The sequence below is a fragment of the Acinetobacter seifertii genome (assembly GCF_016064815.1).
Classification (GTDB): domain Bacteria; phylum Pseudomonadota; class Gammaproteobacteria; order Pseudomonadales; family Moraxellaceae; genus Acinetobacter; species Acinetobacter seifertii.
This window is the reverse complement of record NZ_CP065820.1, coordinates 2,595,290-2,617,622: the sequence shown is the minus strand read 5'-3', so window position 1 is coordinate 2,617,622 and position 22,333 is coordinate 2,595,290. Positions and strand designations below refer to the sequence as shown.

Annotated in this window: 21 protein-coding genes and 1 pseudogene; 18 read left to right on the top strand and 4 right to left on the bottom strand. The window is 39.6% G+C overall.

All coding sequences use genetic code 11. From position 1 onward, the window contains the following. Positions 1-4: 4 nt before the first annotated feature. Positions 5-958, top strand: coding sequence for a M15 family metallopeptidase (locus tag I8T81_RS12140; protein WP_019457589.1), 954 nt, complete (start codon positions 5-7; stop codon positions 956-958). Positions 959-962: 4 nt separating this feature from the next. Here the strand turns inward: I8T81_RS12140 and I8T81_RS12135 are convergent, their stop codons facing one another. Then, positions 963-1,814: a LysR family transcriptional regulator gene (locus tag I8T81_RS12135; protein WP_198071304.1), complete on the bottom strand. Its 852-nt coding sequence runs from the start codon at positions 1,812-1,814 to the stop codon at positions 963-965. Between the two features lie 269 nt (positions 1,815-2,083). Here I8T81_RS12135 and I8T81_RS12130 point away from each other — a divergent pair, with 269 nt between their 5' ends. The 3 genes and pseudogenes from I8T81_RS12130 to I8T81_RS12120 all read left to right on the top strand — a co-directional run bounded on the left by I8T81_RS12130 (position 2,084) and on the right by I8T81_RS12120 (position 5,034). After that, entirely contained in the window at positions 2,084-2,566 is a 483-nt protein-coding gene (locus I8T81_RS12130) for a nucleoside deaminase (RefSeq protein ID WP_198071303.1), read from the top strand. Further along, positions 2,566-3,747: a cyanate transporter gene (locus I8T81_RS12125; protein ID WP_198071302.1), complete on the top strand. Its 1,182-nt coding sequence runs from the start codon at positions 2,566-2,568 to the stop codon at positions 3,745-3,747. The genes I8T81_RS12130 and I8T81_RS12125 overlap by 1 nt, the downstream gene beginning before the upstream one ends. Positions 3,748-3,877: 130 nt before the next feature. Beyond that, a pseudogene (locus I8T81_RS12120) lies at positions 3,878-5,034 on the top strand (winged helix-turn-helix domain-containing protein). A gap of 66 nt (positions 5,035-5,100) precedes the next feature. Here the strand turns inward: I8T81_RS12120 and I8T81_RS12115 are convergent. Then, positions 5,101-5,556 (bottom strand): GNAT family N-acetyltransferase, encoded by a 456-nt coding sequence (locus I8T81_RS12115; protein WP_198071301.1) that lies wholly within the window; start codon positions 5,554-5,556, stop codon positions 5,101-5,103. Between the two features lie 113 nt (positions 5,557-5,669). Between I8T81_RS12115 and pdxR the strand changes: the two genes are divergently transcribed. Next, positions 5,670-7,145: a MocR-like pyridoxine biosynthesis transcription factor PdxR gene (gene pdxR, locus I8T81_RS12110; protein ID WP_198071300.1), complete on the top strand. Its 1,476-nt coding sequence runs from the start codon at positions 5,670-5,672 to the stop codon at positions 7,143-7,145. A gap of 292 nt (positions 7,146-7,437) precedes the next feature. On the opposite strand, the gene I8T81_RS12105 is transcribed toward pdxR, so the two are convergent. Beyond that, the gene (locus I8T81_RS12105) at positions 7,438-8,097 is read right to left on the bottom strand and encodes an epoxyqueuosine reductase QueH (protein WP_004702432.1); all 660 of its coding nucleotides are present in this window, start codon (positions 8,095-8,097) and stop codon (positions 7,438-7,440) included. A gap of 425 nt (positions 8,098-8,522) precedes the next feature. Here I8T81_RS12105 and I8T81_RS12100 point away from each other — a divergent pair, with 425 nt between their 5' ends. From I8T81_RS12100 to I8T81_RS12085, 4 genes are all read left to right on the top strand, one after another. Continuing rightward, complete coding sequence (locus I8T81_RS12100) at positions 8,523-8,810, top strand: hypothetical protein (protein WP_004702430.1); 288 nt, start codon at positions 8,523-8,525, stop codon at positions 8,808-8,810. 196 nt (positions 8,811-9,006) lie between these two features. Beyond that, complete coding sequence (gene soxR / locus I8T81_RS12095; protein WP_151762446.1) at positions 9,007-9,459, top strand: redox-sensitive transcriptional activator SoxR; 453 nt, start codon at positions 9,007-9,009, stop codon at positions 9,457-9,459. 158 nt (positions 9,460-9,617) lie between these two features. After that, a complete protein-coding gene (locus I8T81_RS12090) occupies positions 9,618-10,052 on the top strand; it encodes an I78 family peptidase inhibitor (protein WP_198071299.1) in 435 nt (144 codons plus the stop codon). Positions 10,053-10,540: 488 nt separating this feature from the next. Beyond that, positions 10,541-11,920, top strand: coding sequence for an L-serine ammonia-lyase (locus I8T81_RS12085; protein WP_198071298.1), 1,380 nt, complete (start codon positions 10,541-10,543; stop codon positions 11,918-11,920). Between the two features lie 43 nt (positions 11,921-11,963). On the opposite strand, the gene paaZ is transcribed toward I8T81_RS12085, so the two are convergent. Beyond that, the gene (gene paaZ, locus I8T81_RS12080; protein ID WP_198071297.1) at positions 11,964-14,069 is read right to left on the bottom strand and encodes a phenylacetic acid degradation bifunctional protein PaaZ; all 2,106 of its coding nucleotides are present in this window, start codon (positions 14,067-14,069) and stop codon (positions 11,964-11,966) included. Between the two features lie 265 nt (positions 14,070-14,334). On the opposite strand from paaZ, the gene paaA reads away from it, so the two are divergent. The 9 genes from paaA to pcaF are packed head-to-tail and all read left to right on the top strand — an operon-like array spanning position 14,335 to position 22,301. Beyond that, positions 14,335-15,273: a 1,2-phenylacetyl-CoA epoxidase subunit PaaA gene (paaA, locus tag I8T81_RS12075; protein ID WP_004793398.1), complete on the top strand. Its 939-nt coding sequence runs from the start codon at positions 14,335-14,337 to the stop codon at positions 15,271-15,273. 32 nt (positions 15,274-15,305) lie between these two features. Then, positions 15,306-15,596 carry a 1,2-phenylacetyl-CoA epoxidase subunit PaaB gene (gene paaB / locus I8T81_RS12070; protein ID WP_000389648.1) on the top strand — a complete coding sequence of 97 codons (291 nt, stop codon included), beginning with the start codon at positions 15,306-15,308 and terminating at the stop codon, positions 15,594-15,596. Between the two features lie 12 nt (positions 15,597-15,608). Beyond that, positions 15,609-16,364 carry a 1,2-phenylacetyl-CoA epoxidase subunit PaaC gene (gene paaC / locus I8T81_RS12065; protein WP_198071296.1) on the top strand — a complete coding sequence of 252 codons (756 nt, stop codon included), beginning with the start codon at positions 15,609-15,611 and terminating at the stop codon, positions 16,362-16,364. 16 nt (positions 16,365-16,380) lie between these two features. Further along, positions 16,381-16,881 carry a 1,2-phenylacetyl-CoA epoxidase subunit PaaD gene (gene paaD, locus I8T81_RS12060; protein WP_198071295.1) on the top strand — a complete coding sequence of 167 codons (501 nt, stop codon included), beginning with the start codon at positions 16,381-16,383 and terminating at the stop codon, positions 16,879-16,881. Positions 16,882-16,904: 23 nt separating this feature from the next. Continuing rightward, on the top strand, positions 16,905-17,966 hold the full coding sequence (paaE, locus tag I8T81_RS12055; protein WP_198071294.1) for a 1,2-phenylacetyl-CoA epoxidase subunit PaaE: 1,062 nt from the start codon (positions 16,905-16,907) through the stop codon (positions 17,964-17,966). A gap of 8 nt (positions 17,967-17,974) precedes the next feature. After that, on the top strand, positions 17,975-18,748 hold the full coding sequence (locus I8T81_RS12050; protein WP_198071293.1) for an enoyl-CoA hydratase-related protein: 774 nt from the start codon (positions 17,975-17,977) through the stop codon (positions 18,746-18,748). Continuing rightward, positions 18,748-19,539, top strand: coding sequence for a 2-(1,2-epoxy-1,2-dihydrophenyl)acetyl-CoA isomerase PaaG (gene paaG, locus I8T81_RS12045; protein ID WP_151741416.1), 792 nt, complete (start codon positions 18,748-18,750; stop codon positions 19,537-19,539). The genes I8T81_RS12050 and paaG overlap by 1 nt, the downstream gene beginning before the upstream one ends. Before the next feature lie 2 nt (positions 19,540-19,541). Then, a complete protein-coding gene (locus tag I8T81_RS12040) occupies positions 19,542-21,080 on the top strand; it encodes a 3-hydroxyacyl-CoA dehydrogenase (RefSeq protein WP_198071292.1) in 1,539 nt (512 codons plus the stop codon). Between the two features lie 12 nt (positions 21,081-21,092). Further along, on the top strand, positions 21,093-22,301 hold the full coding sequence (pcaF, locus tag I8T81_RS12035; protein WP_198071291.1) for a 3-oxoadipyl-CoA thiolase: 1,209 nt from the start codon (positions 21,093-21,095) through the stop codon (positions 22,299-22,301). The last annotated feature ends 32 nt before the right edge of the window (positions 22,302-22,333 follow it).

Below are 22,333 nucleotides of genomic sequence, written 5' to 3'. Positions count from 1 at the left end.
ATTCATGATGATTTTTCTAATTTTCTTTTGTTTTGCCTGCCTTGCTATAGGGCTGGCATTTTTAATGTCTTACGAACTCAGAAGTAAGGGTAGAACATTTGTTCTATCTTTATTACCTCAAGGGCGTCGACAACTGAATCAAGTACGGCAATTTGCCCAAACCATGAATCAGGCAGCTGCACCTGAAAAATTACAATCTCATTGGCATTTGCAGCAATGGTGGATTGTAATTGCAGGATTTTTCTTATTTGCCAGTATTTTAGTTTTTGCTTTTACTCGCCCAATTAGCTCAACTCGGATTGAAGCCGAATATTTGAAAAAAACTGATCCGCAAATTTATGCGTTATTAAATGGAGAAATCTTATCACCACCGCCTGAAGTCGATGAAGGTCTGATTGAAGCGGCAATTGTTGAAGCGACGCAATTAGAACAACAATATGCTTCTCAAGACAGTGGTGCAATTAATTCTTCACCTATTGATAAAGCAAGTTTCGATGGTCGTGCAATTTTAGATACCAATATGGTCAACCGTAAGTGGGACAAAATGAACCCACGCTATAAGCAGCGTTTACTCATGGTCTTTAAAATTATGAAAGAGCAATATGGTTATGAGCTTGTTTTGCTTGAAGGTTATCGCAGCCCAGGCCGCCAAAATATGTTGGCAGGCAACCCGAATACCACCAAGGCAAAAGGCTATCAAAGTTATCATCAATTTGGTTTGGCGGCAGATGTAGCATTTAAACGAAATGGTAAAGTTGTTATTTCTGAACGTGATCCATGGGCTATGCAGGGGTACCGACTATATGGGCAAGTTGCAGAGTCAGTTGGACTGACATGGGGTGGTCGCTGGAAATCTATACAAGACTATGGTCATACGGAATATAGAATGCCTGGTTTGAGGAAAACTCAGGAAATGGCGGAAAAATTAATTGCTGAAAGCTTAAATGAAATAAGTTAAAAGCTTAAGAGAGCGATTTGAAACGATCGTGCAATAAAGTAGTCATCTTATCAGCAAGCTGGGAAATCAACCCAGCTTTTTCCCATGTGTAAATTGAAACTACCATAGGTGAAGCTTCGCCTAACGACTTATATTTACGTACACGACGACCTATAGTGGTACTTACAGGGAGTAAAGATATTCCTAAACCCGTTTCAACACTCACTAAAACACTTTCTAAACTACTGCCTGTAAAAGCAATATACCAACGTCTTCGTTCACGTTCTAAGGTTTCAAACATTTCGTCTCGATAAAGTCCTCCTTGGGGGAAAGTCACTAAACGAATTGGATCGGACATCGGTGTGGTGGTATTTTCACTTTCAAACCACGCCATTTCTTCTGGAAAAGATGCATAACAATCAGCACTAGCGGCTGGTTCTTTTACAATAATAATATCCAGCTCACCATTTCGATAACGCTCTGTTAGGTTACGGCTTAGGCCAGAAGTAACATCTAAACGAATAGACCGATGGGCTTGTGCGAACATGCCGAAAATTTCTGCCATAGCGGTACTCATCATATCTTCTGGTAAGCCAATCCGAATAGGAATACTACCTGCTGGATCTTTTAGAACGGCCTCTGCTTCTTGTTGAAGTGTCAAAATCCTTTGAGCATAGCCAATTAAATATTCACCAGAGGCAGTCAATTGTAAAGGTCGTGATGTGCGATCAATAAGTGAATGACCAACAGATTCTTCAAGACGTGCCAACTGCTGACTAATCGTTGATTGTGTCAGGTGCAACTTATCAGCAGCGGCGGTAAAACTGCCACTTTCGAAAATAGTCACGAATGCACGAAGAAGACGAGGGTCAAACATAAGAATTATCACCAACTAGGCAAAGAACGGAATGCTTAAGTATTTATAATCTTAATACAATCGATTAAATAATTTAATTTCCAAATACTTTTAAGCACGCTTATTCTAGTTCCAAATGGTTCTACTCTTAAAGTTTACTTAGATCTTTTCATACTTAAGTTTCTTATATGAATCAATCTGCTCGTTGCTACGGCATGCTTGTTCAAGCGAATACCGTGAAATTGAAAAGTTACTTCTTTTAGCAGGTGCAAAGTAGTTGAGGATAACGGATGAAAGAAAATCAAATGTTTTTACGCCAAGCCATTGAACTTGCTTATCACAATATTGAAAAGGGGGGTAGACCATTTGGCGCAGTGATTGTAAAAGATGGCCAAGTGATTGCTTCGGGTGTAAATCAAATTTTGACGACTAATGATCCAACGGCTCACGCTGAATTACTCGCAATTCGTACAGCTAGTCAAGTTTTAGGATCTGCTAACTTAGAAGGCTGCTCGGTGTATGCAAGTGGACATCCATGCCCAATGTGTATGGCTGCAATACGTTTAGCAGGTATAAAAACAGTTCACTATGCATATTCTAATGAAGAGGGAACACCCTTTGGTTTATCTACAGCTGAAATATATGCTGATCTTGCAAAACCATTTGCTGAGCAGACTATGAAAATTGAATATGTACCCGTTCGATTTGAAGACCGCATCGATCTTTATGTCCTTTGGCAAAATTATCAAATCAATAAGTCAGGCTCAGAGTAATGAAGCAGTCTGGAGCTTTCTTGGCTAGGCCCATGCTCATCGTAACAGTTGCTTTGGTTGGACTTAATTTAAGACCTTTTATGACGAGTATTGGTCCATTAGTCTCCAGTATTAGGGCAGGAACTGGATTAAGTCTACAAGGAATAGCTTTACTCACTTTATTACCCATGATGTTGATGGGCGTTATTGCCTTTGTTGGTCCAATCGTGCAGAGCGTGGTTGGGGAACGTAGCGTTGTTTTGGGCTCCTTACTGACTATTTTTATTGGATGCGTACTAAGATTTTTATTTCCTACTGCTGAGGGTTTAATTACCAGTGCAGTCGTGATTGGTTTGGGCGTCGCGCTGATACAAGCAGCTTTTCCTGGCATTATCAAAAGAGAGTTCAGCCAACATATTGGTCCGATGATGGGTCTTTATTCAGCCATGCTTATGGGCGGTGGCGCATTAGGCGCATGGTTAGCGCCTGTGGTCTCCAATATAACGGGTTTATGGTCTGTTGGACTGGCTTTCTTTGCTATACCAGCTGTATTGGCATTAATCTCAACATTTATTTTTTTACCCTCTATCGTAAGTTCGAATACACCTCCAGCACCTGTAAAGATGTTGCTTAAGAAACCAAGAACATGGTTATTAATGCTGTGCTTTGGGCTCGTTAATGGTGGCTATTCCTCGGTTGTTGCTTGGTTAGCACCTTCATTTCAAGATCATGGTTGGAGTAGTGGACAAAGTGGAAAATTGCTCGCTTTACTTGCTTTAAGCCAAGCAGCATCAGCATTAATTTTGCCTATTTTAGCTAGACAATATAAAGATCGCCGTCCATGGCTATGGTTTACTCTATTCATGCAATTTGCTGGTTTTTCTGGACTTGCATTTATGCCCGAGTTTGCAGCTATTTTATGGGCAATTTGTTTAGGCATTGGCTTGGGAGGCTGTTTTGCTCTAACACTTATTGTTGCACTTGACCATTTTAAAGAACCTAGCAATGCAGGAGCTTTATCTGCACTTATGCAAGGTGGAGGTTTTTTACTTGCGGCAATACCACCTTGGGTTTTAGCAGCATTGCATGACTTTACAGGCGCTTATAAAGCGGGATGGATTTTTCATTTATGTTGTGTGCTGCTCGTGATGGCTTTAGTGGTAAGGCTGGCACCTGAAAGTTATAGTAAAATTCACCTATAAAATATGGTGTGATTAGAGAATATTACATACCTAAAGAAATGCTATTTGGCTACAAATAAGGTTAAAGAAGAGTGTTAGGATAATACTGAAATTTTTAGATTTTAAATGAATACAACAATATTTGGTTTTTATGACATCTTCATTGAAAAAAATTGCCTTACTCAAACAAGGCTTAGGAAAAAATAGTCTATTTGAGACAGGCATAGCTGGAACTTTACAGGCGATTGAGCATTTAGGATATGTGCAGATTGATACCATCTCTGTCGTTGAACGTGCTCATCACCATATATTGTGGAGCCGAGTGCCTGAGTATGATTTAAGCCATTTAAACAGTTTGGTTCGTGAACGTCAGATTTTTGAATATTGGTATCATGCGGCGTCTTATCTTCCTATGAAAGATTATCGCTATGCTTTGCCTGCCATGATGTCAGTTAAGAATGGAGAAAGCCGATATTTTAATAGAGGTGATCAACACCTGATGAATGAAATATTGGCGCGTGTTCGTGCCGAAGGTAAAATTCGACTACGTGATATCGACAAGAAAAATAAAAAAAGTTTAGGGAATTGGTGGAATACAGGTCCGGGTCGCCGTGCTTTTCAGCAGTTATATATGCAGGGCGATCTGATGATCTGTGAGCGTAACGGCATGGAAAAAGTCTATGATTTGACTGAGCGTTGCTTGCCTGAAAATATTGATTTAAGAATGCCTTCGCTTTACGAATATGCGCAGTATTTATTTAATAATACGCTTCGAGCACATGGGGCTTTCACATGGAAGCAATTAGTTCATTTAAAGAAAAATGATTTAAAAGAGGCTATGCGGGTTGTGCTCAAAGAGCAGGTTGATGCTGGTGTTGTATCAGCGGTTAAACTTGCTGACGGCCAAACCCTATATGTAGATGCAGCTGCAATAGAACAAAAAGTGGAGACTGTTTTTGGTTTAAAAATACTTTCGCCTTTTGATAAGTCGCTTATTCATCGTGACCGCTTAACTTCTTTATTTGAGTTTGATTATCGGATCGAATGTTATGTACCAGCAGCCAAACGGGTATTTGGTATTTCTGTTTACCTATTCTTTACCAAGATGAGTTGGTCGGCCGAATTGACTGTAAAGCACATCGGAGTGTGAAACAGTTAGAGGTAATGAGCTTACATTTAGAAAAAACAGTAAAAGATAAAGCGCATTTCTTTTTCGAGTTAGATCAAGAGCTCAAACGTTTCGCAGCATTTAACCAATGTTTAACTGTGAATGACAAAGTAAGTCAGCTTATTCGCAGCAATAAGTAAATAAACACTATTTTTGGTTAAAAATAAAACACCAAAAGAATTATAGCTTTTGGTGTTTTTACTTTTTTAGGTTAAAGACATACGGTATTCAATAACACCGGGTTTTTGTGCAATCCAGTCATAGAGTTTTTGAGCCGTATGATTGGTTTCTTGTGTATGCCAGTATAAACGGTCACAGTTTTGTTCAATGGCTTGCTTCTGAACATATTCGATAAGTTGCTTACCAATATGTTGCCCACGAGCTTCAGGTGAAACATAAAGGTCTTCTAAATAGCAGTAATTATTCTCTGCCCATGTTGAACGATGAATAACATAATGCACAATTCCTAAAACATGTTCGCCCTGTTTGGCAACGGCACAATACACAGGTTCTTTTTCATTAAAAAAACGATTCCAAGTTATTTTTGTGACCTGAAGAGGCAAACTAACTTGGTAAAAATTTTGATAGGCAAGCCAATATTTTTCCCACTGTGAATAGTCTTGTTGCTGAACAGGGACAATTTGAATATCTTGATTTTGCATAAAAAACACACTCTATTTTTAAAGTAATGATAAATTGACAACTGAAGTGTAGTTTTGAAAGTGGTATTTTTATAAGGTACACTTTTGATATTTTTTATAGTACCAGTTTCGTTATGGCTGCTTCAATTTCTGCGCCTTTTCCACATTTAATTTTGCCAAAGGGCCAGATTAAAGACCGACTATATTCAGCTCTACGTGATGCTATTTTAGATGGAAGGCTCACTGCCGGAACAAAATTACCCTCAAGTCGTGCTTTAGCAGACATGATGTCGATTTCACGAAATTCTGTATTAGCTGCACTTGAACGGTTACTCGATGAAGGATATTTATTTACTAAACCGAGTTCAGGGACTTACGTTGCCGAGGTTGTACCAGATCAACTCATACATATCCAAGAAATTTCAAAAAAAACGACAACAAGTAAGCCTCATACCTTAAATATTAATCCGAATATGGAAGCATTATTGGTATCATGGCGAGAGCAGTCATGGTCAACTCAAAAGAAAAAAATGTTCCATGTGGGAGTGGGCTGTGTTGACTTGTTTCCGCATCAGCTTTGGGGGAAGCTATTAACTCAAGCTTGGCGACAATCTTATTATCAATTGGGTCAATTTCATGACCCTCGCGGTTATTTACCACTGCGTCAGGCAATTTGCGAATATGTGCGTTCAACCCGTGGGCTGAATTGTAATGAACAGCAGATTATAATTGTAAATGGAACACAACAGGCCATTCATTTGAGTGCCTATGCCTTACTTCAAGCAAATGATGAAGTGTGCCTAGATGAGCCGGGTTATGATGCAGCCTTTAATATTTTTCAAAGTTTTGGGGCTAAGGTCAATTTAATCGAGAGTGATGAAGAGGGGATGCAAGTCTCTGACATTACAGAGCATTATTTAAAAAGCAAACTTGTTTACACTGCGCCATCGCATCAGTTTCCTTTAGGCGGAACTTTAAGTTTGACTCGCCGTTTTGCATTATTAGATTGGGCGAATAAAGCAGAAAAATGGATTTTTGAAGATGACTATAATAGTGAATTCCGCTATGGCACTCACCCCATCCAAGCCCTACAAGGTTTGGATCAGCAGCAACGTGTTATTTACTCTGGTACTTTTACCAAGATGATGTTTCCGGAGTTTCGCTTAGGTTTCATGGTCGTACCTGAGGCATTAATTGAAACCTTTAGTGCTGCTAAATATTATACTGACGTGCGAAGTTCATATTTAGAACAAGTTGCTTTAGCGCTATTTATACAACAAGGTCACTATGCTAGGCATGTGCGAAAAGTTCGAAAAGCGTGCTATGAACGCCAGCAGACACTAATTAAAGTAATTAATGAGTATCTTCCAGACATACTTGATGTTCAGCCCACAGACTCAGGCATTCATCTTATATGCTGGTTAAAAGGCGCATGGACTGAGCAAGAATTTATTACACATTGTTCGGCTTTGGGTTTGGCGGTTCAGCCTCTATCTCGATATTGTCAACGAACACCGAAAAAGGCTGCTGTTTTATTAGGCTATGCTGCGCATCAACCTGAGGAAATTATAGAAAATATTAAGAAATTGGCTTTAATTTTAGGCAAATAAAATAGCGAGTTTTTTAAACTATATATGAAAGATTGGTTAATTTTACTTTTTAATAAATAAAGTAAATTATTCAGTAAAATTTAATAATTTTATGAAATTTAACTAAATAGCGAAAATATTTTAAATTTAAAATAATATTAATCTTATTTTAAGCTAGCTTTATTATTCTAAAAACATCAAAGCTCATCTAAGTACACCTTTTAGCCACATTCTCCAGATGTGGCTCTTTTTATGGAAAATTAAAAAGTTAACAAAATAAATAAACTAACAAGATTAAATATATAGAATAGTTTTAATCTTCTTCCATAGCATTACTATAAAACTTAACGCCTAGTTTAATACGATCTCGGCCATTACTCATACGCCAGCGATTTGTATCGCGTAAAGAATATACACAACCACAATATTCTTGTTGGTAGAACTCTTCACGTTTGCTAATTTCGATCATGCGACTAGAGCCACCATTCTTTCGCCAGTTATAGTCCCAGTATTGAATTTCAGGATAGTGAGAAGCAGCACGAATCCCACAATCATTGATTTGCGTCATATTTTTCCATCTTGAAATCCCTAATGAGCTACTGATTAAGCTAAACCCATGTTCATAAGCATATAAAGCAGTACGTTCAAATCGCATATCAAAACACATGGTACATCTGATACCGCGTTCAGGTTCATTTTCCATACCTTTGGCACGCGCAAACCAGTTGTCTGTATCATAATCTGCATCAATAAATGGAATATTATGTTTTTCTGCAAATCTAATATTTTCTTCTTTACGAATAAGATATTCTTTTATTGGATGAATATTCGGATTGTAAAAGAATATAGAAAAATTTATTTCGGATTCAATTAATGCTTCCATTACTTCACCTGAGCAAGGCGCACAGCATGAATGAAGTAATAGTTTATTATGTCCTAATGGGAGCTCGATTTTTTGACGTTGAATGGTCATAATTTAAAAATTAACTTATGTTTCTATATATTTTAAGTTTTTTAAAATCATATTGGAATGAATTTTTTTCAATTTAAGATGAAAATTTTTATTTTTTTATTTTGTAATATTAATTTGGATTAAATAAAATTCAATACTATTAATATAATAAATATATTATATTAACCTAATATCAATGAGGTGATTTTTAATTTTATAGCAAGAAAAATTATGGGTCGCTAGAAATGATGATAATTCTACATTGCTGTAACTATTTGTCTTTTAGGTATTTATTTTCCATATTTTGATTGGAAATTAGTGTGATGGGTGTCACAAATAAGTATTATTTTTTAAAATTCAATTATTTTTTAGATTTATGGTTTTAATAATTTTATAATATAACAGTTATTATGTTTTTCTAATTTGAGTATGTGATATTTTAAGATATGGACGATTGGCAATGTAAGTATTGTAATGGTTACATTATGGTTAATCATTCAAAGATAGGAGTAGGAGAAAAAGTTTACTTTTTGGTATATAAATTCGATGCAAAAAATGAAAGAAAAAAATTATATAAAAAAGGAATAGTGATTGCTCGTTGCGATAATATTTTACATATCGAATCAAGAAAAAAGACATATAAAATTGAAGAAGCTAAAGTCTATCCATTAGGTGCTCCTATGCCATTTGTTTACAACATGTTTTGGATATGTGGCTGTGAAAGAAGGCAATAGCATTTTATAAGGTCTAATAAAATTTGACTTCAAAACATTGTCTGTTTTTTATGCATTATTGAGTGCTAAATACTTTTACGAAATTTTAGTTGTTATAAACAATCCTCATAAATGAATGATTAAAATTTATGTTTCTCATTTGACAAAGTTTTCTCATGCTTTTATAAAACCTCAACTAAACTTGAGATTAATAAAAATGACTGAAATGAATCAGAGCCGTTTGTTGACTGTAGGTGAAGTTGCAAAGCGTAGTGGCGTTGCCGTTTCAACACTTCATTTTTATGAATCAAAAGGTTTAATTAAAAGTATTAGAACCAATGGAAATCAACGACGTTTTACTTTAGTGGTTTTACGTTATATAGCGATCATTAAAATTGCGCAAACTGTGGGTATTCCACTAGATGAAATTAAACAAGCTTTAAGCAAATACCCAATGGGGTCTAAATTAACTGCACAGCAATGGAAAGAGTTATCTCTCGACTGGCGGAAAAATTTGGATGAGCGTATTCAAAAACTTACGAGACTTAGAGATGAAATGGATTGGTGTATTGGATGTGGATGCCTCTCTCTAGAGCAGTGCCCATTAAGAAATCCAGATGATAAACTAGGACAAGAAGGCTCTGGACCACGTATTTTAGAAAGACCATAAACCTTGATTTTAGGCTTCAAATTTTGATTATAGTTTACCGATCGGAATAACTTAATGTGTTGTAAGCCGCTATCTATAAAGGTTTTTTATTGTAAATAAGTCATATAAAAGATGAATTTTTTTGATATCTTTAGCTTTTTTAGTAAGAAGTAAAATTTATGAAAAAAATTATCTTTCTTGGTTTAGCACTTGTTTCGTTAACGGCTTGCTCAGCAGTACAACATAAAGAGTTAACTCCACCAAAAATTGGTTCACCAAACCCAGCAAGTAAATATTGTGTTGATCAAGGTGGAAAATTAGAAATTAGAAATGAAGCAAATGGTCAGGTTGGTTACTGTCATTTGCCAAATGGTCAAGTGGTCGAAGAGTGGAAATTATTCCGCGACAACCAAGCTAACTGCGTAGCTGAAGAAGCTCAAAAATTAGTTGGTCAGTCTGGCTTAACTGATGACCAAATCAAACAAAAAACCAAGTCAGAAATTGTACGTAGAGTCGCTCCAGGTCAGCCAATGACAATGGATTATCGTACAAACCGTGTCACTGTTACCATTGATCCAGCAACTAAAAAAATTACCAACGCGAACTGTGGTTAATTTTTTAATTAAAAATTGATTTAAGACCGAACAAGAAAGCCTGTCAGAAGATGGGCTTTTATTATTTTTCAGCTATTCAAAAAAAAGCCCCTAGCGGACTAGAGGCAGAAAAACTTCAGATGCAAGAACAGGTGAATTATGCATCTGAGTTAAGTAGGTTGTATCAAACCATGTAAAGCACTTTACCAGTAAAAATGAGTAAAAATAGGGGCGTGCGACTAATGGCTAATATGTGCTGTTTGTTATTTATACAAATTGATGCATTAAATTAATTTAAGAATCGTTTTAAACATCTACTAAAAAAGAAGTCTTAAAATTTATGACTATGGACTCATGAGCTTAGGGTTCTTGTTCAACCGTTCTCTTTTTGTGCGACTACCCAAGAGTTATTCGTGATTTGTATTTGGCTTAATGATAATTTTAGAGCTATCCGTAAGGACACAATAATGACGAACATACGAATAATAATGAATCTAAGGTAGGACCCAGTGTTTATTAGTGTATTTGATCTTTTTAAAATTGGCATTGGCCCATCTAGCTCCCATACAGTTGGACCAATGCGAGCGGCATACAGTTTTGTAGATGATTTATTTAAACAAAACAATTTACAAGCAACGGTTAGAGTTCAGGTGAAGTTATACGGTTCGCTTTCAGCAACGGGTATTGGTCATGCAACAGACAAGGCTGTTCTGTTAGGTTTAATGGGCTTTGACCCTGAACATATCGATACTCAATTGAGCACAAGCTTGATTGAAGATGTTATTGAAAATAAAGCCATCCAGCTTAATCAACAAAAGAGTATTTGTTTTGACTATAAGCATGATGTGCTTTTTTTAGATGAATCTTTGCCTTATCACCCCAATGCAATGGAACTGATTGCCTATAATGAAGCCGAAGAAACTCTGTACGCAGAAACTTATTATTCGGTTGGTGGTGGTTTTATTGTTAGTCAAAGGCAATTAACACAAACTCAGACTGAAACCAACGACGTTAAGGTTCCTTATCCATTTCACAGTGCGGCTGAACTTTTAAGCTTATGTAAAACTCATCATTTATCAGTGAGTGAGTTAATGCTTGAAAATGAAAAAAGCTGGCGTAGTGAAGCTGAAATTCGTAGCAAGATTATGGAAATTTGGAAAGTGATGCAGCAGTGCATTCACAACGGATTAATTAATGAAGGCATATTACCGGGCGGATTAAACGTAAAACGTCGGGCTAAAAAAATTCACGATAAGTTATTAAATAAGAAAAACTCAAACCTGATTGTGACGACTTTTCATGCGATGGAATGGGTCAATTTATTTGCCTTAGCGGTAAATGAAGAAAATGCTGCTGGCGGTCGAGTAGTGACGGCACCTACAAATGGGGCCGCAGGAATTATTCCGGCAGTTTTATATTACTACGTGACTTTCTCTAAAGACTTTTCCGAAGATAAAGTGGTTCGCTTTTTTCTAAGTGCGGCAGCCGTCGGCATTTTATGTAAACTCAATGCTTCTATTTCTGGTGCAGAAGTAGGGTGTCAGGGTGAAGTCGGCTCGGCGTGTGCGATGGCTTCGGCAGGTTTAGCCGAAATTTTGGGAGCATCACCTGAGCAAGTGGAGCATGCGGCTGAAATTGGGCTTGAACATAACTTGGGTTTAACGTGTGACCCGATTGGTGGTTTGGTTCAGGTGCCTTGTATTGAACGAAATGCGATTGCGGCTGTAAAAGCGATTAATGCAGCACAAATGGCACTTCATGATGAAGGCGAGCATTTTGTGACTTTAGATAAAGTTATTCAAACCATGAAGGAAACAGGTAGAGATATGTCAGAGAAATATAAAGAGACTTCAAAAGGTGGTCTCGCTGTTAACGCGATTGAGTGTTAAAAAAATGAGATGGGGACGAGGTGGCCCCATCTCATTTTAAACATTAAGCCTCGCGAGCAACTAAAGTTAAAATGTCGTAGGTTGCGACAAGTTCACCACGTTGGTTTTTGACTTTAATATCCCATACCACAACGCCATGCGCAGGCTGAGATGGGTCTTTTTGTGGTTTAGGTGTTTTCTGTTTACATGTGAGTTCAACCTGTATTGAGTCACCAATTTTAACCGGTTCAACAAAGCGTAAGTTGTCCATACCGTAATTGGCAATCACAGGACCTTGTGCTGCATCTACAAATAGACCTGCTGCGGCAGACACAATAAAGTAACCATGTGCAACGCGCTCACCAAAGAAAGACTCGGCCGCTGCGATTTTGTCGGTATGCGCATAGAAGTAGTCACCACTTAAACACGCGAAATTAACAATATCTGCTTCTGTTACTGTACGACGTGCCGTTAATAAACGCTCACCAATCACTAACTCATCAAAAGACTTTTTAAATGGATGTACGCGGTCTTCATTAACTTTCGAGCCAGCAGTCCATGAGTGGGTAATTTGCGTCAAGCTATTTGGAGAACCTTGAATTGCAGTGCGCTGCATATAATGTTTAACCGCGCGAATACCACCTAACTCTTCACCGCCACCTGCACGACCAGGGCCGCCATGTACTAAATGCGGAAGTGGAGAACCATGTCCTGTACTTTCTTTTGCTGACTCTGCATCGAGTACATGCACACGTCCATGCCAAGGCGCAATTTTTTGAATAATCTGTTCAATATTCTCATCGTTATTTTTAACGACTGAAGCCACTAAGCTACCTTCACCACGTGACACGAGGTCGGCAAGCTCTTCAATGTTGCTATATGGCATGAGGGTACATACTGGGCCGAAAGCTTCTGTGGTATGTACATGTGTCGCTTGTAAAGGTTGCTCGCAGAGCAATAAAGTTGGAGCGAAAAAAGCACCTTTTTCAGGGTGGTCTGCATTAAATGTAAAACTATTATCGTTGCCACCAAAAACAATTTTTGCATCTTTGCTGAGTTCAGCAACTTTTTCTGCAACGTCATGTTTTTGTTTTATGCTCGCTAAAGCCCCCATGGTGGTTTCTTCTTTTTGAGGGTCGCCCACCACAACTTTAGCAAGTTTGCCAGTAAGCTTCTCTTGTACAGTCGCTAACAAATTTTCAGGAACGAATGCACGACGAATCGCAGTACATTTTTGGCCTGCTTTTGTAGTCATTTCACGGAAGACTTCACGCACAAATAAATCGACAGTTTCTTCATTTGCCTCAGGGCTTAAAATTGCACTGTTTACCGAGTCGGCTTCCATGCTAAATGGAATCGAATATTTATTGAGGTGAGGGTGGTTACGTAGTTTTTGACCTGTGTAGGCAGAACCTGTAAAAGTCACGCAGTCTTGTGGACCTAACTGTTCTAACAGATCATAGGTCTGACCGCAAATGAGTTGTAGTGCGCCTTTTGGTAAGACATGTGTTTCTTCAATGGCTTTTACAACTGCTTGAGTTAATTGGGCACCATCGGTTGCTGGTTTCACAATACATGGCACGCCTGCAAGTAGAGTCGGTGCAATCTTTTCAAGCATTCCCCAAATTGGGAAGTTAAAAGCATTAATGTGAACAGCAACACCCGCTTTAGGGCTTAAAATGTGTTTAGCACCAAAAGTTCCATTTTTAGAGAGTTGAATCCAGCTATCTTCAGTAATAATTTTTTCGTCATTGAGTTCACGGCGAACCAGACTTGAATAAGCAAATAATGTCTGGATGCCACCTTCAATATCAATCCATGCATCTTTACGAGTTGCACCTGTTGCATAAGCAAGTTTGTAAAACTCTTCCTTACGCTCAAGTAAATGTTGGGCAATTTGTTTTAACGCATTGGCACGTTGGTGAAACGTCCAGTTAGCCAACTCTGAACCATTCTGTTTGGCATATTGAACAACACGTTTCATATCTATGCCATGACTACTTACGGTATAAATCGCTTCACCTGTAATGGCATGATAAACGGTACGCAATTCTTCGTCAGACGAATGCCATGTTCCATAGACATAAGAAGCAAGATGAGACAGTTGATGCTCAGGCTGCTGAAAATCTGTGTCAGTTGAGGTTCCTTCTAGGTGTGCTTGTTCAAGCATGACCAAACTCCTTTTTTATTTGATACGTCAATTATAAAAATTGCAAAAATATGATTCATAATTTCAGATTAATTTGTTTAAAAGTCAACTTTATTTTGATTTATAAAAGTAAAAAGGTTTTTTACAATTGACTTAAAATTAATAATTTCAATGATTTGATGCATTTTGTTGTGGCAGATTTAATTTGATACTAAAAAAGTGATTGACTTTGTTTTTGGTGTATCGAAAAATAGATTCAAGGGTGATGCCTACAGGGAATGAAAGAATGGAAAACAATTACCAGAAATTTGAACAAAATATTGCCAATGAAATTACGATCGAGGCTAAGGATCAAATGCCCGATGCCTACCGCAAAACACTGATTCGTCAAATTGGGCAACATGGACATTCTGAAATTGTAGGTATGTTGCCTGAAGGGAACTGGATTACTCGTGCGCCAACTTTAAAACGTAAAGCGGTTTTGCTTGCAAAAGTACAAGATGAAGCAGGCCATGGTTTGTATTTGTACAGTGCAGCAGAAACTTTAGGTGCTGACCGTGATGACATGATGGAAAAGTTGATTGATGGGAAAATGAAATACTCATCAATCTTTAACTATCCAACTTTGACTTGGGCAGATGTTGCTGCAATTGGTTGGCTTGTCGATGGGGCAGCCATTGTGAACCAAGTTGCGCTTTGCCGTACCTCTTACGGGCCATATGCACGTGCAATGGTACGTATTTGTAAAGAAGAAAGTTTCCACCAACGCCAAGGTTTTGAAGCCATGATGGCTTTAGCAGGTGGTACACCAGAACAAAAACAGATGGCACAAGATGCGGTAAATCGCTACTGGTGGCCAGCTCTCATGATGTTTGGTCCAAGTGATGAGCATTCTCCAAACAGCGCGCAAAGCATGGCATGGAAAATCAAACGTTTTAGTAACGATGAATTACGTCAAAAGTTTGTTGATAACACTGTGCCGCAAATTTTACAGCTAGGTTTGGAAGTACCTGATCCAGATTTAAAACTGAATGAAGAAACAGGTCACTACGAGTTTGGCGAGATCGACTGGCACGAATTTAATGAAGTGATTGCCGGACGTGGACCATGTAATCACGAGCGTATCGAAGCACGCCGTAAAGCATGGGAAAACGGCAAATGGGTTCGTGATGCAGCCGTGGTCTATGCGAAAAAACAGCAGCTTGAAGCGAACAAAGTGGCTTAACAAGATTTATGGAAAAATTTGAGGAAATCAAAATGGAAGATAAAAACAACTGGTCGCTCTACGAAGTATTTGTACGTAGTAAACAAGGCTTAAGCCACCGTCACGTAGGCAGCTTAAGAGCACCTGATGATGAAATCGCACTACAACATGCTCGTGATGTTTATACGCGCCGTAATGAAGGAATTAGCATTTGGGTAGTTCGTTCAGAACTGATTAAGTCATCACAGCCAGATGAAAAAGCTGAATTTTTCGATCCTTCTTTAGACAAGGTTTATCGTCATCCGACTTTTTACCATATTCCAGATGGCATTGAGCACATGTAAGGGAGATGACACATGAATCATTCAGTTTTATCTAAATTCTTATTACATATTGGCGATAGCCAACTGGTTTTATCTCAGCGTTTGGCTGAATGGTGCGGGCATGCACCTGAGCTAGAAATTGATATTGCCTTAGCAAATATCGGCTTGGACTTGTTAGGTCAAGCAAGAAACTTTCTGACTTTGGCTGGTCAATATGACGAAGCTCAACGTGATGAAGACCAACTTGCGTATTTCCGTACTGAACGTGAGTTTTTAAACCTATTGTTGTGCGAACAACCGAATGGTGATTTTGCACAAACGATTGTACGCCAGTGGTTGATGGACCATTACCATCTTCATTTATTTACGGCTTTAGCGCAAAGCTCGCTTCCAGAAGTCAGTGCGCTTGCCGTGAAATCTTTAAAAGAAGTGAAGTACCACATCCGCTTTTCGACAAGCTGGATGGAGCGTTTAAGTCTAAGCACAGATGAAGCGCATCAACGTGTGCAAGACGGATTAAATAATTTATGGCGCTTTACCGCTGAATTATTTGAACTCAATGCAGATGAACAAGCATTAGTTACAGAAGGCGTGATTCCAGATTTTTCAAATGAAAAGGAACAATGGAACCAAACCATTGCAGCTGAGCTTAAGCGCTTTGAATTAAACGTTGCTGTGAACGGTGCTTATCGCCGTGGTGCAAAACAAGGATTGCATACCGAGCATTTAGGTTATTTGTTGGCTGAAATGCAATGTATTCAAAGAACTTATCCGGGCATGACCTGGTAAGACAAGGAGGTGAGCCATGCAAATGATTCGTCATTGCATCGACCAATGTTGGGATGTTCTACAAACGGTAAGTGACCCTGAAATTCCGGTTTTATCGGTTGTCGATTTAGGCATGATTCGCGGTGTAGAAATTAACGATCAACAAGAAATTATTGTTCGTCTAACTCCGACATATAGCGGTTGTCCAGCAACAGACATGTTGAAAGCACAAATTGCTGAAGCATTTACCGCAGAAGCTTTGACACCAGTCAAAGTGATGGTCGATTTGTCAGAAGCATGGACCACCGACTGGATGTCTGAAGCGGGTAAAAAGAAACTGCAAGTTTATGGCATTGCACCACCAGAAGGGTTGGCGCATCAGTGCGGTACGCATGTTCATTTGATTGATGGTGTCGAGTGCCCACGTTGCAAAAGCCGACACACCCGACTGTTAACAGAGTTTAGTTCTACCGCCTGTAAAGCACTTTATAAATGTCAGGACTGTCTTGAGCCTTTTGATTACTTCAAATGTATTTAAGTCTTTAGATAAGGAAATCAGCCATGAGCCAATTTGTACCATTAAAAGTAAAAAGTATTACGCCTCAAACCGATCAGGCAATTTGTATTGCATTTGACGTTGTACCTGAACAACAAGAACAATTCCAATTTCAACCGGGTCAACACTTAACCATTCGCCACTTAACTGAAGCGGGTGAAATCCGCCGTTGTTATTCAATTTGTAGCTATGCAGCAAAAGAAGACATCAGCATTGCGGTTAAAAAAATTGATCAAGGTCAATTTTCAAACTGGGCCAATGACCATTTAAAAGTGGGTGATGTGCTTGAAGTGATGCCACCACAAGGTGTGTTTTTCCAAAAAGCAGCCAAGATCGGCGGACAAAACTATTTAGGTGTTGCTGCGGGCAGTGGTATTACCCCAATTTTATCGATTGTTAAGCAAGTTTTATTTGAACAACCTGAAGCTAAATTTACCTTGCTCTATGGAAACCGTTCATGGAAACAAACCATGTTTGCCGAGCAAATTATGGATTTGAAAGATCAGTTTAAAGAACGTTTTCAGCTCATCAATATCTTTTCTCGTGAGTTCAACGATAGTGAACTAATGAACGGTCGTATTGATGAAGAAAAGCTTAAACAGCTTTTTGATTTTGATGTGCTTGAAACGAGTTTTGACCATGTGTTTGCCTGTGGTCCAGACGAAATGATGAATGCCGTAGAAAACACTTTGCCAAACTATGGTATTGCAAAAGAAAAAATCCACACCGAACGTTTCCACACAGGGCAGGCTCGTAAACGTAGCGCTGAAGCTGATGCGAACCGTAAAGAAGAAAAGGTCAACATCATTTTAGACGGTCGTGAACTGATTGTTTCTGTGGCTCAGGACGATGAAAGTATTCTTGATGCGGCTTTACGTGCGGGTGCTGACTTACCATATGCCTGTAAAGGTGGGGTGTGTGCGACTTGTCGTTGTAAAGTTGTTTCTGGTGAAGTTGATATGTTCCTTAACTATAGCCTTGAAAAAGACGAAGTCGAAAAGGGCTATGTACTTAGCTGTCAAACCTTACCAAAAGGCTCAAATGTTCGTTTGAGTTTTGATGAGTAGAGGCTGTCATGCAAGAGTTGATCAGAGCCAGCACAGCTGCTGAAGGTGTTTTGTTATTAACCCTAAACCGTCCAGAAAAAAGAAATGCTTTAAACAATGCAACATTGCAGTGTTTATGCGAGTTGCTCGAAGAAGCTGAACACAATGCTCAAGTCAAAGCAGTGGTTTTAACGGGTAACTCACAATGTTTTGCTGCTGGAGCAGATCTTAGCGAGTTGGCTGCAATGGACGCCGTGACTTTGCAACTCGATATTCGCCCGAAGCTTTGGCAAAAAATTGATGCATTTAGTAAGCCGCTCATTAGCGCAGTCAATGGCTATGCCTTAGGCGCTGGGTTTGAGTTGGTTTTGCACTCAGATATGGTCGTTTGCGGTGAAAATGCCCGTTTTGCATTACCTGAAATTGGCCTTGGGATGTTGCCGGGTGCAGGCGGAACACAGCGTTTAGCACGCTTGGTTGGACAACAACTCACCATGCGCTGGGCCATGACAGGTGAGATGATTTCGGCAAAACAGGCAGAGCAACATGGCATTTGCAGTCAAGTGGTGCCGACCGAATTAACCGTTGAATATGCGGTTCAACTTGCAGCCAAAATTGCGAAACAAGCGCCTTTAGCGATTCGCGTGATTAAACAATCAATTAAAAGTATTCATGAAACAACATTAAGTCAGGGACTCAAGTTTGAACGTCAAAACTTTGTCTGGTTGGCGGCTACAAAAGATCGAAACGAAGGGATTAATGCTTTCTTTGAGAAAAGAAAGCCAGTGTTTAGAGGTGAGTGATGGACTATCAAAATATTATTGCTGAAGAAAAAAATGGTGTTGGCTACCTGACATTTAACCGCCCAAAAGCACTGAATAGCTTTAACGTTGATATGCACCGTGAAGTGGCTGAGGTTTTAAACCAGTGGACCAAAAATCCAGATGTTCGCTGTGTTGTGATTAGTGGTGAAGGCCGCGGCTTTTGTGCAGGGCAAGACTTAGGTGATCGTGTAGTTGACCCAAATGCTGAAGCTCCAGATTTAGGATATTCCATCGAAACCTACTATAACCCGCTCATTAAAACGATTGTAAATATGCCAAAGCCTGTCATTTGCGCCGTAAATGGTGTGGCAGCAGGTGCAGGGGCAAATATTGCACTGGCATGTGATTTGGTGATAGCAGCTAAATCGGCAAACTTCGTACAAGCATTTTGCCGCTTAGGACTGGTTCCAGACTCGGCGGGTACATGGTTTTTACCTCGTGCCGTAGGCCATGCACGTGCGATGGGTTTGACGTTGTTAGGTGACAAGCTCCCAGCAGAAACCGCAAAAGAATGGGGCATGATTTGGGATGTCGTTGAAGACGCCGACCTTAAAACAAAAGTCACTGAACTTGCTGAACGTTTAGCGAAACAGCCTACATTTGGCCTATCTCTTATTAAAAAAGCGATTCATCAATCAAGCAATAACACCTTTGATGAGCAGATGCTGTTAGAGCGTGACTTACAACGTATTGCGGGTCGTTCCGAAGATTATCGTGAAGGTGTACAAGCCTTTATGAATAAACGTGAACCAAATTTTAAAGGGCGCTAAGCATGACAGATTTAGACTTATCTCGTGCCCGAATTGCCGTCATTGGTTCTGGCACCATGGGCATCGGCATTGCCCAGTTAGCGATCGTTAATGGGCACTCGACCGTTTTATATGATCTGGATGCTCAAAAAGCGCAACAAGCCGTTCAAGGTTTAGAGCAGACATTTAAAAAGCTGGTTGAAAAGAATAAGCTCACGCAACAGCAAGCTGATGAAGCTTTAGCGCGTTTAACGGTGGTCAATCAAGTTGAAGCACTACGTGATGCTCACTTGGTGATTGAAGCGGTCGTTGAGAAAAAAGAAGTTAAACAGTCTTTATTTAAGCAACTCGCTGAAATCTGTAGCGCACAAACCATTTTTGCAAGTAACACATCTTCAATTTCAGTCACTGCAATTTCGGCGGGCATTGCTCACCCTGAGCGTGTAGTGGGTTTACACTTTTTTAACCCTGCGCCAGTGATGAAACTGGTTGAAATTGTACAAGGCTTAAAAACACCTAACAGCTTATGTCTGGCTTTAAAAAACTTGATGCTCAGCTGGAAAAAAATTCCTGTACTCACCAAGTCGACTCCAGGGTTTATTGTTAACCGAATTGCACGTCCGTTTTATGCAGAAGGCTTTAGAGCACTGCAAGAACAAGTTACCAGCTACGACCAGCTAGATTATGCATTAAAGCAATGCGGCGGTTTTGCGATGGGGCCATGTGAACTTACCGACCTCATTGGGCAAGATGTTAACTTTTCGGTAACCCAAAGCGTTTATCAAGAGTTCTTTTACGAGCCACGCTACCGTCCAAGCCTCATTCAAAAGGAATTGGTCGATGCGGGTGCGTGGGGGCGTAAGTCAAAACAGGGCTTTTATAGTTATAACCAAAAAAATCAGTACGAGACATTTCAGCCTAAAGCTGTGGTTGCCAAGCCAATTGATGCACATATTCAGCTAAAAGGGATTTGGTCTCAGCTACCTGCGTTTTTAACGCGTTTAGGTTTAAAAAGTGGATCTGCAAGTGACGACAATATCCTTCAAATTGATGATATCGACTTACGTTTAAGCCAAGGTGAGTCAGCCAATATCCATTACTTAAGCCGTAAAGTGGTTTTAATGGATTGGCATCATGATTTTGAGCACGCTGAAGCTTTAGTACTCAGTCATAACGAGATTTGTGAAGCAAGTGACCTCGCTAAAGTGGAGGCTTACTTTGCACAGTTTGGTATCAGCGTGATGTGGATTAAAGACCATCCGGCACTGTTAACCTTACGCACCATCGCTTTACTCATTAATGAAGCCTGCGAAGCAAGTTTACATGGTGTTGCGAGTCTGGAAGATATTGATAATGCCATGAAATATGGAGTGAATTATCCTAAGGGTCCTTACCAGTGGTTGACACAAATGGGCGGCGCTTATGTGCTCCAAACTTTAAATAACTTATATGCACTGTATGGAGAGGAAAAATATCGCGCGAGTATCTACCTCAAGCAATATGTAGCGAAAACTCAAAACATTGCTACTCAATATTCACGTGATATGACCGAATTTGCATAATCAGGAGTCAACATGGAAGACGTTTTAATTTGCGATTTTATTCGTACCCCAATTGGACGATATGCAGGTGCCTTAAGTGCTGTACGTGCAGATGATTTAGCTGCATTGCCCATCAAATATTTAAAAGATAAACACCCGAACTTGCCATGGAATACGGTAGACGAAGTATTTTTAGGATGCGCTAACCAAGCAGGTGAAGACAACCGTAACGTTGCACGTATGGCAACACTTTTAGCAGGTTTACCTGATACAGTGCCAGCCATGACGGTCAATCGCTTATGTGCTTCGGGTTTAGATGCGGTAGGGCTTGCAGCACGTTCAATTAAAGCAGGTGAAGCGCAGTTTGTGTTGGCAGGTGGTGTTGAGTCGATGAGCCGTGCACCATTTGTACAAGCTAAACCGACCGAAGCGTTTAGCCGTACCCCTGAAATTTATGACACCACCATTGGCTGGCGCTTTGTAAATAAGCAACTTAAAGCGCAATACGGCACCGACAGCATGCCGGAAACTGCCGAAAATGTAGCTGAAAAATATCAGATTAGTCGTGAAGACCAAGATGTATTTGCATTGCGTAGCCAACAAAAAACGGCTGCTGCACAACAAAACGGTTTCTTTAATGATGAGATTTTGCCAGTCGAGATTGTAGACCGTAAGAAAAACGTGAACGTAGTTAATCGAGACGAACATCCGCGTGAAACGACACTTGACGCACTCGCAAAACTAAAAGCACCTTTTAGAAAAGAAGGCGGTTCGGTGACTGCCGGAAATGCCTCTGGTGTAAATGATGGCGCCGCATGTGTGTTAATTACCAACCGTGAATTTGCAGATACACATGGTTTAAAACCTTTAGCACGTGTGATTGGCATTGCAAGTGCAGGGGTTGAACCCAAATATATGGGTATAGGTCCTGTTCCGGCTGTGCAGAAAATTTTAAAGCAAACAGGTTTAACGCTAGATCAGATGGATGTGATCGAGCTGAATGAAGCATTCGCAGCCCAGTCTTTGGCTTGTATGCGTGAACTTGGTCTAAAAGATGACGATGAACGTGTTAACCCAAATGGCGGTGCGATTGCGTTAGGCCATCCGCTCGGTATGAGCGGTACACGTTTAGTGATTACGGCAACACGTGAGCTAAAAAAACGAGGTGGACGCTATGCACTTTGCACGATGTGTGTAGGTGTTGGACAAGGCGTCGCACTGATTTTGGAAAACTTAAATTAATTTAGACGGTTTTAAAAATTACATAATGAGGA